Source organism: Fructobacillus pseudoficulneus, from assembly GCF_900108455.1.
GTDB classification, from domain to species: Bacteria; Bacillota; Bacilli; order Lactobacillales; family Lactobacillaceae; genus Fructobacillus; species Fructobacillus pseudoficulneus.
This window is the reverse complement of record NZ_FNWS01000002.1, coordinates 121,357-138,089: the sequence shown is the minus strand read 5'-3', so window position 1 is coordinate 138,089 and position 16,733 is coordinate 121,357. Positions and strand designations below refer to the sequence as shown.

Here is a 16,733-nt window from a genome sequence, read left to right as displayed (position 1 = left end):
GTTGGATTGTTACATAATTTGTTTCTTTTTCATTACAGAAGTGTTGCTTATATGTCTAAAATAGTTTAGAATAAGATTAATGAGTGAGACAGAGGGGAATAAGCAAATGTTAAACAATACAAAGACAAATAGCTGGCGGTCAGTATTAGTAACAACTGCCGTCCTTAGTACGTTAATCGTTGCGGCACCAGCCATGTCACATCACAATGTGCAGGCTGATACTACTGTTTCTCAGACTTCCAGCACAAGTGGTACATGGGGAACGGCAACGTGGACTTATTATCCAGATTCAGGGGTCGTAACGATTGGGTCCGGTACGATTAATGGTGCCACGGATAACGTTTTGCAAAAGGTTATTCCGAATGCTATCACTGGTATTAAGCAAATTCAAATTAACGGTGACGTCAAATTAGTTGGCAGTGCCAATGTTTTGTTTAATTCATTGACGGCTTTGACGAGCTTTACTATTGAACCAGGTGGCCAATTGGATACAAGCCAGGTAACAGACATGTCCAATATGTTTGCACTGAACTTTGCTTTGCAATCAATTGACTTGAGTACCTGGGACATGAGTCATGTTAAAAATATCGAGGGTATGTTTGAAAATGCTAAATCGTTAACTAATGTGACAGGTTTAGAGACCCGTGACTTGGGTGCTGTGACCAACGCGGGTGATATCTTCTTGTCAACGCCCTTAGCTAACCAAGGAATTTTTTCATGGAATACCTGGGAGTGGGTTGCCGGTAACCACCCATTGGGCATTTATCACAATACCAACTTTCACTGGGGAACGGCCAATGCTCACTACGATGCAACAACGTTGACGTTAACTGTTGGAGCAGCGGATGACGGTTCTGAAGGTGTGTTGCCAACTAACGCAACCGCCTACTTGAGTGCAACCAACCAACAGCAAGTCACAAAGATTGTTTTTACGAAACCAGTTAAATTTGCAGCAGATGCTACTTCAGGCCTTAGCGGTTTTTCTTATGTGACTTCGATTGAAGGCATGCAGAATTTGGATACCTCAGCGGTAACGAATTTTAGTGGCCTCTTTGGTGATGACACTGCGTTACAGAGCATTGATTTGAGTCACTTTGATACGCACAATGCCACCAACATGTATGATCTCTTTAATGGGGACAAGGCGCTAACGAACATTGATGTTTCCAACTTTGATACGAGTAATGTGGTCAATATGTCGGGAATGTTTGCCAACATGTACCGGGTCCAGGCAATCAATGGCATTAATAATTTGAACGTCAGCAATGTCAAGAACATGCACGACCTCTTCTTAAATGATATGTCATTGCTAGCCTTGGACTTGAGTTCATGGAACGCAAAGTTAGCACCAATTGCAGGTTTGCCCGCTGACCATAATGATAGTACGGGTGGCATGTTCGCCAACACGGTGAGCTTGAAGAGCCTGGATATCCGTAACTTGGATAACACCGCTGATCCTGCACAAGAAAACATGTTTACAATGAGCCCTAACCTGGTCGATATGTCAACTTCACCGCTTAATGCCAGCCAGTTCACGGCACATTTGACCCATGTTGTTTTGAGTCCAAAGTTCTTATTAAAGAGTGAGAATGATTTGGATGGTACGGTGCCAAATGTGGTTTGGAACCGTTACGATGAAAACGGCAACCTGGTGGTTATCGTTGGAAATGCGATTAGTGATGGAAACGCTCACCCTGGAAATTGGCAGGGTGGTCAGTCTTACCAGCTTTTCGACCTATTAACAGGTGCGCAAATTGGTAGTAATCACATCGTTCAGGGATTACCTGGAACAGAGGTGACAGTACCAATTCCTGATGGCTACCGGTTGATTAGCTCAAACGTCTATGAAACCAATGGTGATGTTCGACACGGTACGACGAACCAGTTCGCCTTGGATGAGACGTTGGACATTCACAAGCCAGCCATTTTCTACTTAATTAAAGTTGTGCCAATCACGATTAATTTTGTCGATCATGGCAAGGTGATTGGGACTGCCAAGAAGTCAGTTGATGAAGATCAAACTGCTAACTTCCAAGATAGTATTCCAGCTGGCTATCAAGTTGTTAATCCAAGTCAGTTAACGGTTAAAGTCACTGACCAGGATGTGACGCGTGATGTTGAGGTCGAAACCCACGGGGACCACGATACCAAGCAAAGTAGCGGGGATTCACAAACGAATTCAACGCATGTTGACACCTCTAGTAGCAGCAAAAAGGAAATAGAGTTGCCAAAGACGGCCGTGAAGGCGGTTGAAAAGAACTTTGTTGGCGTTTTTGTGGCAGCAGTTGTGGCTGTATTCGCTTTGTTGTTTAAGAAGAATCCACGAGAATAATCTAGTTTTAGTTGAAAACCTGTACTCAGTTGAGCGCAGGTTTTTTGTTTCACTTTGATTACCTTAGAATTGTTTTTGTCTTTTGTTTGGATTAGAATGAGGCCATAAGCAAGGCGAGGTGAGAACTAATGAAGGGGAATGTTACTAAAATAGCTAGTTGGCGGTCAGCGTTATTGGCAACAGCGACACTTAGTACGATAGCTGTTGCTGCTCCGCTCGTCACCTACAATCATGCCCAAGCGGATAGCAGTGCCACGCAAGACACAATTAAGACCGGGACGTGGGGGAGTGCTAGCTGGACTTTTGACACGAATACTGGTGTGATGACCATTGGTTCAGGAACGATTAATGGGGCTACTGACGGTAATTTGTATACGTTTTTTAATAAGCAGATTGGTGATCCTAAGGCTGTGAAACAGGTTCAAATTTCTGGCAATGTTCAGCTCGTTGGAGATGCTACTGGTTTGTTTACAGACCTGTTTTCGATGACTAGTTTTACGCTTTTGCCTGGTGCTAGTCTGGACACGAGTCAAGTAACCAACATGACCAATATGTTTGCCCTTGACCAAAGTTTGGTAACGATTGATTTAAGTACCTGGGACATGAGTCATGTTCAGTCAATTGCAGGGATGTTTACTCAGCCGACTACTGTAACGCCAGCTCTAACAAGTGTGATTGGTCTAGAAACGCGCAATTTAAGTGCGGTGAAGGATGCGGGTTTGATTTTTGACTCTTCATCGTTGTACGGCCAAGGAACCATGCTGGGGAACAGCTGGGAATGGACGAGCGGGAATCATCCGGTGCTTGGTCTGGCACGGAGCACGAATTTCCATTGGGGTACAGCTAACGCAACCCTTGATCCAGCGACCGGAACTTTGACAGTTGGTGCAGCGGATGATGGTTCTGCAGGGGTTTTGCCAACGGATGCTACAACGGTTTTGAGCCCAGCCGACCAAGCAAAAGTACAAAAAATTGTTTTCACGCAACCAGTCAAGACGGGTCAAAATGCCCTTGGCACATTGAGAGGTTTTTCAAATTTAACGTCGATCGAGGGGATGCAAAATCTCGATACTTCGCAAACAACTGACTTTACTGGTTTCTTTTCGGGCGATGCCCAGTTACAAAGTATCGACCTTAGTCATTTTAATACATAAAATGCGACTGAAATGTACGATATGTTTAACGGGACAAAGTCGTTGACCAATTTAGATGTCTCGAACTTTGATATGAGCCATGTTGTTGATATGTGGGGGATGTTCTCCAATATGTACCGGCTCCAATCGATTACGGGCATTAGCAATTTGGATGTCAGTAACGTCAATAACATGTGCGACTTGTTTTTTAATGACATGTCTTTGCAGTCGCTGGACTTAAGTTCTTGGAACGCCAAGCTGACAAAGGCGGGTGCCATAACACGGGGTGCGACGACCGGCGAAGGAACAAGTGGTATGTTTGCCAACACGATTAGTTTGAAAAACCTTGATATCAGTGGCATAGATAACACGGATGATAGTAGCCAGGCCAACATGTTTTTGATGGATCCTGGGATGGCGGATTCGAGTACTTCGCCCTTTGCGGCTAACCAGTATACATCACACCTGACCCATTTGGTATTGGGGTCTAAGTTTGTCATGACCAGTGATAATGATTTGGATGCAACAATGCCAAAGGCGACCTGGAATCGCTACGATAGTAACGGCAAATTAGTAGTGCTTTCGGGCAGTGAAATTAATAATGGCCAAGCTAATCCAGGGGATTGGCAAGTTGGGCAATCCTACCAGTTCTTTGATTCGGTTACCAAGCAACAAATTGGCGGTAATTACATTATTCAGGGGATTCCTGGGTCAACTGTGACGGTGTCGATTCCTGCGGGCTATCAACTGGTTGGTTCGACTTTGTATCAATTGGATGGTACGACCAAGCAGGGAACAACGGACCAATTTGCCTTGGACCAGACCTTGAATCCGGCACAACCAGTCGCCTTTTACTTGGTTAAAATTGACCCGGTGACGGTTACTTTTGTTGATCACGGTCGGGTTGTTTCTAGCGCACAAGAAACAACGGTCGAGGGGCAGGTAGTCAACTTACACGATCAAATTCCTGCTGGCTATCAGGTAGTTGACCCAACTCAGTTGGTCTTTCGAGCGGGGGGCCAGGATATCAATCAAACCATTGAGGTGGAAATCAATGGGGACCACCAACCAAGCTCGACCACGAGCGGCACGGCTAGTGGGTCGCCAAGTACTGGTTCAGCAGCGGCCAGCTCAGCTAGTCCGATAGTAAAGCGAGTGGACCTCTTTGACAACCGAGATAATGGGTCATTGCCACATACTGCTGCGCGCGTAATAAAATCGAGTTTTTCCATGTTATTTTCTTTTGAAGCAATTGGTGTGACGACGGTTGCAGTGGCTGGCTTTTTCAAGAAAAACCGCCATTAATCAACCAGTCAGTCTATCAGTCCTGCGCCCTTCTGAGCACAGGGCTTTTTGCTTTGACAGAATGGCTAAATTTCTTTATAATTGTAGACAGCATTGTATTAGGTGAAAGTGCGGGCTCTCGCATCAGGGGACCCCGAGGAGGCGTATGGCAGAGCGGATTCCACAAAGTGTAATTGATGAAGTCCGGTCGCAAACGAACTTGGTGGATTTAATTCAAAATTACACCCAGCTTGTCAAGCGAGGTCGTGAATGGAACGGCTCCTGTCCTTTCCATGAAGACCGCCGACCATCGTTGTTTGTTGATGATAAGAAGCAAGTTTTTCACTGCTTCTCATGTGGCCGGTCCGGAACGGCTTTTTCTTTTCTGATGGAAAAGGAAGGCTATACTTATCCCCAAGCTGTTTTGTCTTTGGCCAAGGACCTGAATATTTCAGGTTTGGATAAGTACGAGGGGCAACTCTCTGCTCGGCAAGAAAAGTATGCCGGGATTTTTGATTTGTATAGTAACGCCGAACGGCTTTATACACACATTCTGCTCAACACGACTGCTGGGGAGCAGGCGCTCGAATATTTGCATAATGACCGTCAGTTAGATGATGAAACCATTAAGCGTTATGGTTTGGGCTTTGTGCCCAGCAATAATGTCTTGTTATCTTATGCGCGGGAACATAACCTTGATGAAGGCTTGTTAAAGCAAAGTCAGTTGTTCCTGGAACAAGATGATGAAATTAGTCGGGACCGCTTTAACAATCGAGTGGTTTGGCCAATTAAAGATGACCGCGGTCAGGTTCGCGGCTTCTCTGGCCGTTCACTTGACCCTGATAATCCAGCGAAGTACATGAACTCGCCGGAAAGCCCTTTCTTTAATAAAGGACACTTGCTCTATAATTTTGACCAGGCAAAGGGATCCATTCGGGCTGGTCAACCAGCCATGATTTTTGAAGGGTTTATGGATGTGATTTCGGCCGCCTTAGCGGGTGCCGAAGGCGCGGTGGCAACCATGGGAACTGCTTTGACAGATGCCCACGTGAAGGAACTGGCGAAAATTACTGATCGAATTCTTTTGATTTACGATGGTGACGCTGCTGGTCAAAAGGCAGCGAAGCGTTCGATTCCACTGATTCGGCAGGTGGCCCCACAAATTGAAATCGGCGTGATTACCTTGCCGGATGGTCGCGATCCTGATGAAATTCGTCGGGAACGGGGATTGGATGCACTGAAGCAAGCCTTGGACCACAGCGTCTTGACGCCAACTGAATTTTTGATTCAAGCTGCAAAGAACGGTAAAAACCTACAGAATCAAGCGCAGTACTTAGAATTCTTAAAGGAAGCTTGGCCGATCTTGACCGATGCGAGTCCAGTCGAACAAGACTACTTCTTAAAGCAGTTTAGTGATGAATACGGCTCGGACTATGCAGCACTGAAAGCCGAATTACAGCAGTACCAAACGAGTCACGCCCGTACTGAGAAAAAGCCCGTTGCAGCCAAGAAGGCTAACCGGTCAGGCTTTGGTTCAAAGCAAATGGATTGGCAAGAGCCTGCCTGGGACCAAGATGATGGTGGTAACTTTGATAGCCTGAATCAAATGGCCAGCGCAGGTGCCGGTTATTCCTCTTCCAGTGACATTGCTAGTCACTTGGATGAGGGGATTAGTCAAGTCGAACGGGCCGAACAAGGCCTGCTGATGGCGATGATTAAAGCACCTGGCATTTTGGCTTATGTGAAGGGGTTACCGGACTTTGCCTTTGTCCATCCGGAGTACCAGTTATTGATGATGCTTTTTGAAGCTTATCAGCAACAGGCCGGTCAGGGATTTGATTTGGCAGGATTCATGGACTTTGTCCAGAAGCCGGATTTGAACCAGAAAATGATGGCAATTGACCGAGAATTTGGTACACTAGAAGTTCAACGGGATGCAGTTGATGACTACCTGAGAATCATCATGAAAGAGGCGCCATATCAGACCCAAGTGGAAAACTTGAAGAAGAAGATGGCCTTGGCGATGAGCCAGCACGATGATACCGCTTTGATTCAATTAACCACTGAGTTGGTCAACCTCAGAAAACAGCACGCCCAATAAATAGGAGATATAATGGCAAAAATTTCAAGCTCAAGTAAAATTTCTGAAATTAAAGATTACCTTGATGAGCAACACATTGCTTATCACGGTCGGGCCCGGAAGGCCGAGTTGCTAGCCCTGGCAGAAGGAAAGACGCCAGAAGAAGCGGCTGAAATTGCCAAGCAACCAGTGAAGAAGCCAGCTAAGAAGTCCGGCCCAATGAAGTCGGCTGCCTATGATAAGGCTGTGCGTGAACTGCTGAAGGAATATAAGCCTGCTAAGCAAATTAAATATAGCGAATTATCTGAAAAAATTGCGGAACCATTCCGCTTGGATACTGAAAACATCGAACGATTGATGGAAAAGGTTGAAGACGCCGGAATCTCAATTGTTGATGAATCTGGTGATCCAGCACCCGAAGTTTTGAAGGCTAAGCAAAACAAGCCTTCAAAGGATGAATTGGAAAACGCCGAAGATACTTCAGGAATCAAGATTAACGATCCTGTCCGGATGTATTTGAAGGAAATTGGTCGCGTTAGCCTGTTGCAGGGTGACGAAGAAATCGAATTGTCAAAGCGGATTGAAGCCGGTGATGAAGAAGCTAAGCAGGAATTGGCAGAAGCCAATTTGCGTTTGGTTGTTTCAATTGCTAAGCGTTACGTTGGTCGAGGCATGCAATTCTTGGATTTGATTCAAGAAGGTAACATGGGACTGATGAAGGCCGTTGACAAGTTCGATTACACCAAGGGATTTAAGTTTTCAACTTATGCAACCTGGTGGATTCGTCAGGCGATTACACGTGCCATTGCCGACCAGGCCCGGACCATCCGTGTGCCAGTCCACATGGTCGAAACCATCAACAAGTTGATTCGAATTCAACGGCAATTGCTCCAGGACTTAGGTCGTGAACCCATTCCTGAAGAAATTGGTGCCGAAATGGATTTGACGGCTGATAAGATTCGTGAAATCTTGAAAATTGCTCAAGAACCCGTTTCGTTGGAAACACCAATTGGTGAAGAGGACGATTCACATTTGGGTGACTTTATCGAAGATAACGAAGCCATCTCACCAGCCGATTCCGCAGCCTATGAAATGCTGCGCGATCAATTGGAATCCGTCTTGGATACGTTGACTGACCGAGAAGAAAACGTTTTGCGTTTGCGTTTCGGATTGGAAGACGGTCGGACACGGACTTTGGAAGAAGTTGGTCGGGTCTTTGGTGTGACGCGTGAACGGATTCGTCAAATTGAAGCGAAGGCATTGCGGAAGTTGCGCCACCCTTCACGTTCAAAGCACTTGAAGGACTTTATGGACGAAAACTAAGTCGTGCAATTGCCGCCCATAGGTCAGTTAGTGCAGTAGACTGAAACAAATATAGTTTGACCTTGATTCGGTTTTGGCCGAATCTTTTTCATGTCTAGCGTCAGCTTAACGGCTGACTTGAGGCACCCTTAATAATAGCGGTTCATCTACCATCCCGCTTAATCAAAACTAGGAGTATCAAATGAATAATCAAAATCAACCAAAGTTTGCATCCGCAAGAAACCTGACTTTAACGGCCGTCGTCGCTGCCTTGTATGCAGCGATTACGATGATGGTCGCACCGATTGGCTTTGGACCAGTCCAATTGCGATTGTCAGAGGGGTTAAACCACTTATCCGCTTGGAACAAGCGTTACGTGGTGGCCTTGGGTCTGGGGGTCTTGATTGCCAACATGGTCTCACCATTAGGGTGGATTGACTGGGTCTTTGGGACGTTGGGCACGGTGATTATGACCGGCTTGACTTATCTTTTCACCCGTAAGGTGGAAAAGCCCTTGATCAAGATTGTCATTTCCACGATTGTGGTGTTGACAATTGGTATGGCGATTTTGGCCGCAGAGTTTACCTTTGCCTTTGCTATCAACGCCCATGGTGCCTTTGCACCGGACCATTCGTCATCATCGTTGTTGGCGAACTGGGTTTCTTACTATGTCTCCTTGGTGCCGGGTGAATTTGTTTCCTTGGCTGTTGGTGGTGTTGTCATTTACGCTTTGGCTAAGATTGTTGACTTGAAGAAATAATGATTGAACAAGACTATCACAATCAAAATATTTTATTGACCGGTGCCGCTTCAGGCATCGGTTTTTGCCAAATGAAGACTTATTTGGACGCCGGGGCGAATGTGACGGCGATTGACCGCCAAACAATCGACTATGACCATCCCCATTTGACCAAAGTCCAAGCCGACCTGGGCCAACGAGCAGACTTGGACCAACTGGTGGCCAAATTGGCGGCGGCTGACACTCCCGTCTTTGACATCTTTTTGAGTACTGCTGGTGTTCTTGACAGTTTTCAACCGCTATTAGACCAGTCGGTGGAAACGATTGAGAACGTCTTGGCCGTTGATTTGTGGCCAGCGGTGGCACTGACCAAGGCGGTCCTGCCCCAGATGGTGGAGCAGGGCCGGGGCCAGTTGGTCTACATGGCCTCGATTGCTGGTCTGCAGGCTGGCGGCGGTGGCGCAGCCTATACCATGGCCAAACACGCCTTGGTTGGTTTGACCAAGCAAATGACCTTCGACTATGCCAGCCAAGGCATTCGAGCCAATGCCATTGCTCCGGGCGCGATTCAAACACCGATGAACGCGGCTGACTTCGCCGGGGATGGGATGATGGCCAAGCAGGTGGCGGAACAAACACCGGCCAAACGTTGGGCCGACCCCCAAGAGGTCGCGGACTTGTCGCTTTACCTAACGAGCCCGCAAGCGTCCTATATGAATGGCGCAGTTTTGACCTTGGACGGTGGCTGGTCATTGGGGCACTAGGCTAATTTGGCCCTTGATTCGATTTTTTGGGGCAGGGGCGTGGCTGGCAATCGCAACCGTGCCCGTGCTTGGTTGAAATGCATCCTTTGCCAACCTGTAGCTGTTAGTAGCGTGCGACGGCTGGCATCGTCATCCCAATTTTTATTCCAATTTATTATAAAAACTTCCCTCTATGGTTTGAAACCGGGAGGGTTTTTGTTTTAAACTAGGGGTAGACGATATAGAAAAGAGAGGAATAGTCGAATGGAAAATTCAATTTTGCAAGAAACAACGACACTAGCAAACGGCGTTGAAATGCCAGTCTTTGGTCTGGGTGTTTGGAAGTCATCCAATGCGGAAGCAGCGAAGTCAGTGCAGACAGCCATCAAGAATGGTTACCGCCTGATTGATACGGCTAAGCAGTATGGCAACCAACCCGGGGTTGGCTATGGGATTCAGCAGGCCTTGAAAGATAACCATTTGAACCGCAAGGACCTCTTTATCACGACCAAGGTCTTTAACGGTGATCAGGGCTATGAAAAGACGTTGGCTGCCTTTGAAGAGCAATTAAAGCAGCTGCGCCTGACTTATTTGGACTTGTTGCTGATTCACTGGCCAGTCGATGGCAAGTATGTTGATACTTGGCATGCCTTGGAAAAGCTTTACCACGAGGGTAAGGTCCGAGCCATTGGGATTTCAAACTTCAACGAAGAAAAAATCCAAGATTTGTTGGCTGCCGGCACGGTGATGCCACAGGTTAACCAGATGGAATTCAACCCATTAATTCAGCAGACATCTCTGTTCCAGTACATGAATGGAATCGGAATGGCCATGGAAGCTTGGGGCCCACTTGGCGGTGGTGAAGCGCTCTCTAACCCCGCTGTGGAAAAGATTGCGCAGGCTCACGGTAAGTCAGTTGCCCAGGTGATTTTGCGTTTTGACTACCAAATGGGCGCCATCACGATTCCAAAGTCGGCTCACGAAGAACGCATTATTGCCAACAGTGAGATTGCTGACTTTGCTTTGACTGAGGCTGAGGTGAAAGCAATCAAGGCTTTGAACCAAGAAAAGCACAGTATTTGGTATCCAGCCTTTGCCTGGCACAAGGGTAGTGAAACAACCGGCGTAAAGGACACCGTTTCGAGCTGGGATGATGTTGATGAGTATCTAAACAAGGCGGTGCAATAAGCCGCGTAGTAAAGTTAGGAGGGTGAATGGACGCATTGAAGTATATTGAGGCCCTCCTGCATGAGTCGCCGGATACCGTGATGGGGTCGATTATGAGTGAATATCAATTTCCAGATATTCCAACGATTGGGGATGCCTGTGACATTGTTCGGTCAACCCAAAATCAACATGATATTCATTTGATTAATCAGGTGCAACCAATGTTTTACAACTACCAGGAACACCGGTTGGTGAACCGGGAAGATGTGTTGTGGTTGCTCGATTATTTGGCCCAAAAAGGTCAGTAAGTAGATGAAGTTCCGCAGTGTTGCGGGACTTTTTATTTTGTTGTTTTTTTAATGGGAATGCTAAAAAAATAGCATTTTATCTGCATATATTAAATTAATATGTATAAAATGTGAAAAAGATGATGAAACGATTTGATTTTACTTTCTTTTCGTGCTTTAATAACAGCAACAATTAATTGTCGGAGGAAAAAGACATGTTGCAAAATGGAATGACGGTTCGATTTTATAGCTATTGGTAAAGCGCCTGCTTAATCCACACAGGATGGAGCAGACACTCCATTTTGTGTGGCCAATAGCTTCAACATGTTCCTCGGTCACGCACAAGGTTACTACCATGGCGGACCGAGATAATCATCGGTAAAAACTCTCGTGGTGGTAGGAGCCTTCACGAGAGTTTTTTGTTGGAATTTTGCTTTGTTAAAGGAGAAAGAAATGATTATCGAATTTGCATCAATTACCGACCCGAAGATTCAAGAATTAAAGGACCGTTTTGGTCAACAGACGGATGTTTTTATTCATGGCGAGAGAATCGCAATCACAGGCATCACTGAATCTGATCTAGCCGAAGCTGATTTGGCAACGGCCAAAAAAATCGAGCACAGCCACCCAAAAGCCATCCAGAGCAGCCGGGTCTTTCATCCAGATGATATTGTGGTCAAGACGCCCCATAGCCAGATTGACCACCAGAGCCTGACCCTGATGGCCGGGCCCTGTTCGGTCGAATCCAGGGACCACCTTTTGAAAATGGCCGAAGTCGCCAAGCAGGCTGGTGCCACGGTCTTGCGCGGCGGTGCCTTTAAGCCCCGAACGTCGCCCTATTCCTTTCAGGGCTTGGGCGAAGAGGGATTGAAATACTTGCGCAAGGCCGCCGATGCCTTTGATTTGGACGTGGTGACGGAGGTGATGGATGAGGGTCATGTTGATTTGGTTGGCCGCTATACCGACATCTTTCAAATTGGGGCCCGCAACATGCAAAATTTCTCCTTGCTAAAGGCGGTTGGTAAAACAAAGCTGCCGGTGATGCTGAAGCGGGGGATGTCGGCTTCGATTGATGACCTCTTGAACGCTGCTGAGTACATTGCGGCCGGCGGCAACCAGCAAATTATATTGGTAGAGCGTGGTATTCGCACCTTTGATAACAAATATAATCGCAATACCCTCGATGTTGGGGCAGTCCCAGTGCTGCGCGAACTGACGCCTTATCCGGTAATGGTCGACCCAAGTCATGCGGCGGGTTACCATGATTTGGTGATTCCAGAAGCCTTGGCGGGTGTGGCAGCGGGGGCGGCAGGCTTGATCGTTGAAATCCACGACAATCCAAGCCAAGCCTTTTCGGATGGACCACAGGCCTTATTGCCCGAAGATTTGCTAGTGATGGCAGACAAGGCCCGAAAAATTAAGGCAGTCTTGATGGAGGATTGATGTGAAAGAAATTGTTGTGACCGCAAAAGAAAAAGATTATACCGTGAAGATTGCCCAGGGCCTCTTGGCCAGCCTGGGAGCGGAAGTGGCCCAGATTTGGTCGGCGCAAAAAGTCTTTGTCGTGACGGATGATAACGTCGCCACTTTCTACTTAGAGCAAGTGGTTGATAGCCTGGTTGAAGCTGGCTTTCAGGTTGAAATAGCGATTGTTGCCCATGGAGAAGCCGCCAAGTCAGTTGACCAGGTGATGGCTGTAACCGCCAAGATGGCTCAATTTGGCCTGACGCGAACGGACGGTGTCCTGGCACTGGGTGGCGGGGTGATTGGAGATTTAGCCGGTTTTGTCGCCTCGATTTACATGCGGGGGATTGGCTTAATTCAGGTGCCGACTTCTTTTTTGGCCCAGGTAGATAGTTCGGTTGGTGGAAAGACGGCCATTGATGCCCATCAGGTCAAAAATCTGCTGGGTAGTTTTTACCCGGCAGACTTGGTGTTAATTGATCCAATGGTCTTGAAAACTTTGCCGGAACGGGAGCTAATTGCTGGCTACGGGGAGGTAGTCAAGGCAGCTGCCCTGGTTGGTGGCGACTTTTGGCGGTTAATCTGTCAGGTGAATGCCCCGCAAATGATTATTACCCTGGCGGAAGAGCTGATTGAAGAGGCCGTTAGCTTTAAGGCAGCGGTGGTCATGGCCGACGAGCACGAGGGTGGCAAACGCCGCCTGCTCAACTTTGGCCATACGATTGGTCATGGGGTTGAGGCGTTGAGCCAGGGTGAGTTGCGCCACGGCGAGGCCGTCAGTATTGGTATGGTAGCCATCAGCCGCTTATTGACCGATGATCAGACACTGACCGAGACGCTGAAAGAACGGTTGAAGGTGGTCGGCTTACCAAGCCGGTCGCCCTTGTTAAGTCAACCGGACCTGGTCGAACGGATTCGCTTGGATAAGAAGAATCGCAATGGGCAACTGGCCGTTGTTTATTTGACGGGGATTGGCCAGCCGCAAATTACAAGCATTAGCGTCCAAGACCTAGCCAAAAAAATTCGGAAACTATAAAAAAAGAGCGTCGCGGTTTAGTGAAAGCCGCGATGCTCTTTTAAAGTTGTTGAATTGAATTTGGTAAGTCGCCCTGGTAAAGGCGGTCGGCCGTCGCTAAATCGGTGACGGTCTTGGCTCCTAGAAGGGTCATTAGTTCGGGCAGGGCTTGCTGCCAGTGCTCGATTTCTTGTTGCAGGCCATCTCGACCGTCTGCCATCAGAACTTGGAGGAAGTGGCCGGCTGAGGAAACTGCGTTGGCACCAAGCATGAGGGAAGTGATGACGTCATTCACCGATTGAACACCGCCGGTCGCAATAATTGCCGGTAAGGCCTTATCAGAAGTGATATGCGCTTTTTCGGCGGCAATCAATGATTCGACCGTGCTTAGACCAAATTGTGACAGGTCGAGGGGATTTTGCTGAGCGCGGTCCCGTCGTTGCTCAATTTGGGCGAAGTTCGTCCCATTACCACCACCAAGGTTAATCGCGGCGGGGTTCAGGTCGGCGATTTGCTTGATTAAGCCCTGGCTCATGCCAAAGCCGACTTCCTTGATAATAACGGGCACGGGGCTTTTGGCAATGACGGTTGCCAGGTTATCAAGCCAGTAAAAGCGGCGGTCGCCCTCGGCCATGGCCAATTCTTGGCCGACGTTGATGTGTAGCTCGATGGCATTGGCATCAATCATCTCGATGGCGGCTTTGACGTTTTCAATTGGATGGTCGGAACCGAGGTTGGCAATTAAAAAGCCGGTGGGGTGGTTTTGCCGGACCACTTGATAGGAAGCCGCTAGGGACGAATCCTTTAGGGCTACGGACTGAGAACCAACGGCCATTGCCAAGTTCGTCTGTGCGGCAACAGTGGCCAAATCAGCATTCACCTGCCCACCAGACGCAGACCCACCGGTCATCGCCTCAATAAAGAATGGCCAGTCAAAGTCGTGGCCTAAAAGCTGAACATGGTGGTCGACGTCGGCGACGGCCAAATCAGTTAAAGGAACAGGGAGCCAACGGACGTCTTGAAAAGACGGACCGACGACAGGGTTTTCCTGGTCGCGCCAAAACTTGGTCGCTAATGACAGATGTTCATTTTTACGGTTGGAGTGTGTATTTGCCATAGTTTTTCCTGAAATGAGGTGCTTAGAAATGACTGTCGCGGTATATTCGCGGCAGGATTAGGTGCAAGTCGATCGGCTGAATTGCCTTGGAAAAGGCTTCGATTTGGTCCTGGTCGGTGAAGACCACGAAACCGTTGTCGCCAAAACCGGCACCAGAAACCTTACCGGCTAGTGGCTCTTGATCTAAAATCGTTAAAAAGGCGGCCAGCGCTTTGGTTAAGTAACCGGCTGGCAAATTGGCCCCCAGGAGGTCCTGGTTGGCCTGCAAGCTATCCTTAAGACTCGGATAGTTGGTCGTGTGAATGGCCTTTTGGACCTGACCCATGATCCTTTGCGATTCTTGGGCAAAGGAATCCGACCAGAAATTTTTGGCTAAGGCCTTTTGAGTGGAAGCTGGGCTAAACGTTGCTACGATGGCGAGTTGCCAGTTTTCCGGCCAGTTAATTGGGGTAATTTTTAGTTGGTCCCAATCCAAGTGGCTAAAGTCGGCTAAGGTGAGCGTCGTCTGGTCAACTTGACCCAGCCAGGCTGGTGCTTGGTAGGCAATCACGCCGGTATAGGTCGCCGAAGCGGCATCCCCCAAGGAACCTGACCCCTGGACATAGTAATGGGCAAAGGCGGCCTGCTGGAATAAGGCTAGTGGACTGTCTTGGCAGCCATAGTACTGGGCCAAGCCCTTAATGGTCCCAACGGTAACGGCCGCAGAGGAGCCCAGTCCTAATTTGCCTTCCTCACCGCGCATTTGTGACTGAATTTTAATCGACAAGCCGGGTGTGACCTGTAAGTTGAGCAGCGGGTGCTCCTGGTAAAAGAGGGCACAGGCGATTTGAACATAGGACCAGCTCGTTTTTTGCACTTGGCTGGCTGGGGTTTGGACCAATGCTTTGAAGTCTTCCCAGGAAAAGAGCAGCGGGGTGTCGATGGCATCGGATTCGATTTGCACTTGACCGACGGCTAGGCTTGCGCTGCTAGATACCGTTAGGGTCATCCCCTGGTCAATCGCTGCTAAAATCGCGGGTTGCCCCGGTCTGGTTACCGCATATTCCCCGGCTAAAAAGAGTTTACCCGGGATTGTCAGTTCGGTGGTGGTCACGAATTAGTCTTCCTTGATGTAGCTAAAGCCAGGACCTGGGGTGGCGATTTCTAAGCGCAACTTTGGAAAGGCTTCCTTAAGCTTGGCCTGGATTGTTTCTGCCTGGTCTTGGCTAGTAATAATTTTAACGTTTGGCCCAGCATCCAAAGTCGCATAGGCTAAGAATCCTGCTTGGCGCAGTTCTTTGACCTTAGCCAAGATGTCTTGGGTCATTTGGTTGAAGTAAGTAAAACGACGGTCAGTGGCCGTCAAATTCAAGGCGTGCATGTCCAGCGCGTTCTTTTCGGCTAATTCACCGATTTTGGCTAGGTCCTTAGCGGCAATGGCGGCCTGCATTTCTTCAAATTGTTGCTTGGATTCTTCGACCCAGGCAGCATAATTTGGTGAGGTCATGGCGCGCATCATCCCGTCAGAAGAAGAAACCTTTTTGACGGTCCCAGCGATTTCACAAACGACGAGGGCGATTGGCAAATCAGTGGCTGGCAGGGCTTCGGCGAAAGACGATTCATCGTCAGTCCCTTCATGCCAGACGGCAAAGCCCGGGAAAAACGACCGAGTGGCCGATCCTGAACCACGGCGGGCCAAGCGTGATAATTCTTTTTCGGATAAATCCCAGTCGTTGTACTTAGCGACGGCAGCGGTCAACGCCGCAAAGGATGAGGCCGAAGAGGCCAAACCAGCCGAAGTTGGCACCATGTTACGCGAAATCACGGTCAAAGGAGGAAAGTCCCCAACGTTTTGCCGTAGGAAATCGAGAAACTGATGGATTCGCTTGGGGTCTTGCATCATGTTGTTAATCAACAGGGTGTCTTCCTTACCCTCAGTGACGGCCGTAATGGTGTAAAATTCATTGAGCGTCAATGAAAGAGAAGAAGTCGTGGGTAAGTTTAATTCCCGGTCCTTTTTTCCCCAGTACTTAATTAGCGCGATATTGGTATGGGCTTTGGCGGTTGCCGTTTTGTCATTCATAGCGGTTA

The 16,733-nt window shown here is 48.1% G+C and carries 12 protein-coding genes and 1 pseudogene; 10 read left to right on the top strand and 3 right to left on the bottom strand.

Features of this window, described 5'->3' with window-relative positions; translation table 11 throughout:
* Nucleotides 1–106 precede the first annotated feature (106 nt).
* The 10 genes and pseudogenes from BLW39_RS02685 (at nt 107) to aroB (ending at nt 13,567) form a co-directional block, all read left to right on the top strand.
* Nucleotides 107–2,332: a BspA family leucine-rich repeat surface protein gene (locus tag BLW39_RS02685; protein WP_059377171.1), complete on the top strand. Its 2,226-nt coding sequence runs from the start codon at nt 107–109 to the stop codon at nt 2,330–2,332.
* A 128-nt stretch (nt 2,333–2,460) separates the two neighbouring features.
* Nucleotides 2,461–4,770: pseudogene (locus BLW39_RS07190) on the top strand (BspA family leucine-rich repeat surface protein).
* A gap of 145 nt (nt 4,771–4,915) precedes the next feature.
* Nucleotides 4,916–6,850: a DNA primase gene (gene dnaG, locus BLW39_RS02670; RefSeq protein WP_059377159.1), complete on the top strand. Its 1,935-nt coding sequence runs from the start codon at nt 4,916–4,918 to the stop codon at nt 6,848–6,850.
* A gap of 12 nt (nt 6,851–6,862) precedes the next feature.
* Nucleotides 6,863–8,152, top strand: a complete 1,290-nt coding sequence (rpoD, locus tag BLW39_RS02665) for an RNA polymerase sigma factor RpoD (RefSeq protein ID WP_074717735.1) — start codon at nt 6,863–6,865, stop codon at nt 8,150–8,152.
* A gap of 181 nt (nt 8,153–8,333) precedes the next feature.
* The gene (locus BLW39_RS02660; protein ID WP_059377156.1) at nt 8,334–8,891 is read left to right on the top strand and encodes a QueT transporter family protein; all 558 of its coding nucleotides are present in this window, start codon (nt 8,334–8,336) and stop codon (nt 8,889–8,891) included.
* Nucleotides 8,891–9,634 (top strand): 3-oxoacyl-ACP reductase, encoded by a 744-nt coding sequence (locus BLW39_RS02655; protein WP_059377153.1) that lies wholly within the window; start codon nt 8,891–8,893, stop codon nt 9,632–9,634. Before BLW39_RS02660 ends, BLW39_RS02655 begins: the two co-directional genes overlap by 1 nt.
* Nucleotides 9,635–9,877: 243 nt before the next feature.
* Entirely contained in the window at nt 9,878–10,801 is a 924-nt protein-coding gene (locus tag BLW39_RS02650) for an aldo/keto reductase (protein WP_059377144.1), read from the top strand.
* Nucleotides 10,802–10,827: 26 nt separating this feature from the next.
* Nucleotides 10,828–11,088: a hypothetical protein gene (locus BLW39_RS02645; protein WP_059377135.1), complete on the top strand. Its 261-nt coding sequence runs from the start codon at nt 10,828–10,830 to the stop codon at nt 11,086–11,088.
* A 432-nt stretch (nt 11,089–11,520) separates the two neighbouring features.
* Complete coding sequence (gene aroF / locus BLW39_RS02640; RefSeq protein ID WP_059377127.1) at nt 11,521–12,510, top strand: 3-deoxy-7-phosphoheptulonate synthase; 990 nt, start codon at nt 11,521–11,523, stop codon at nt 12,508–12,510.
* Between the two features lies 1 nt (nt 12,511).
* Complete coding sequence (gene aroB, locus BLW39_RS02635) at nt 12,512–13,567, top strand: 3-dehydroquinate synthase (RefSeq protein ID WP_059377125.1); 1,056 nt, start codon at nt 12,512–12,514, stop codon at nt 13,565–13,567.
* 40 nt (nt 13,568–13,607) lie between these two features.
* Here aroB and fni read toward each other — a convergent pair whose 3' ends face one another.
* The 3 genes from fni to mvaD are packed head-to-tail and all read right to left on the bottom strand — an operon-like array spanning nt 13,608 to nt 16,725.
* Nucleotides 13,608–14,663 carry a type 2 isopentenyl-diphosphate Delta-isomerase gene (fni, locus tag BLW39_RS02630; protein ID WP_074717732.1) on the bottom strand — a complete coding sequence of 352 codons (1,056 nt, stop codon included), beginning with the start codon at nt 14,661–14,663 and terminating at the stop codon, nt 13,608–13,610.
* A gap of 22 nt (nt 14,664–14,685) precedes the next feature.
* A complete protein-coding gene (locus BLW39_RS02625; protein ID WP_059377118.1) occupies nt 14,686–15,756 on the bottom strand; it encodes a phosphomevalonate kinase in 1,071 nt (356 codons plus the stop codon).
* A gap of 3 nt (nt 15,757–15,759) precedes the next feature.
* A complete protein-coding gene (mvaD, locus tag BLW39_RS02620) occupies nt 15,760–16,725 on the bottom strand; it encodes a diphosphomevalonate decarboxylase (protein ID WP_059377116.1) in 966 nt (321 codons plus the stop codon).
* Between the last annotated feature and the right edge of the window lie 8 nt (nt 16,726–16,733).

Excerpts from the sequence above, each read along its gene's own strand:
- BLW39_RS02685 (WP_059377171.1), top strand. The coding sequence starts at position 107 with ATGTTAAACAATACAAAGACAAATAGCTGGCGGTCAGTATTAGTAACA.
- dnaG (WP_059377159.1), top strand. The coding sequence starts at position 4,916 with ATGGCAGAGCGGATTCCACAAAGTGTAATTGATGAAGTCCGGTCGCAA.
- rpoD (WP_074717735.1), top strand. The coding sequence starts at position 6,863 with ATGGCAAAAATTTCAAGCTCAAGTAAAATTTCTGAAATTAAAGATTAC.
- BLW39_RS02660 (WP_059377156.1), top strand. The coding sequence starts at position 8,334 with ATGAATAATCAAAATCAACCAAAGTTTGCATCCGCAAGAAACCTGACT.
- BLW39_RS02655 (WP_059377153.1), top strand. The coding sequence starts at position 8,891 with ATGATTGAACAAGACTATCACAATCAAAATATTTTATTGACCGGTGCC.
- BLW39_RS02650 (WP_059377144.1), top strand. The coding sequence starts at position 9,878 with ATGGAAAATTCAATTTTGCAAGAAACAACGACACTAGCAAACGGCGTT.
- BLW39_RS02645 (WP_059377135.1), top strand. The coding sequence starts at position 10,828 with ATGGACGCATTGAAGTATATTGAGGCCCTCCTGCATGAGTCGCCGGAT.
- aroF (WP_059377127.1), top strand. The coding sequence starts at position 11,521 with ATGATTATCGAATTTGCATCAATTACCGACCCGAAGATTCAAGAATTA.
- fni (WP_074717732.1), bottom strand. The coding sequence starts at position 14,663 with ATGGCAAATACACACTCCAACCGTAAAAATGAACATCTGTCATTAGCG.
- mvaD (WP_059377116.1), bottom strand. The coding sequence starts at position 16,725 with ATGAATGACAAAACGGCAACCGCCAAAGCCCATACCAATATCGCGCTA.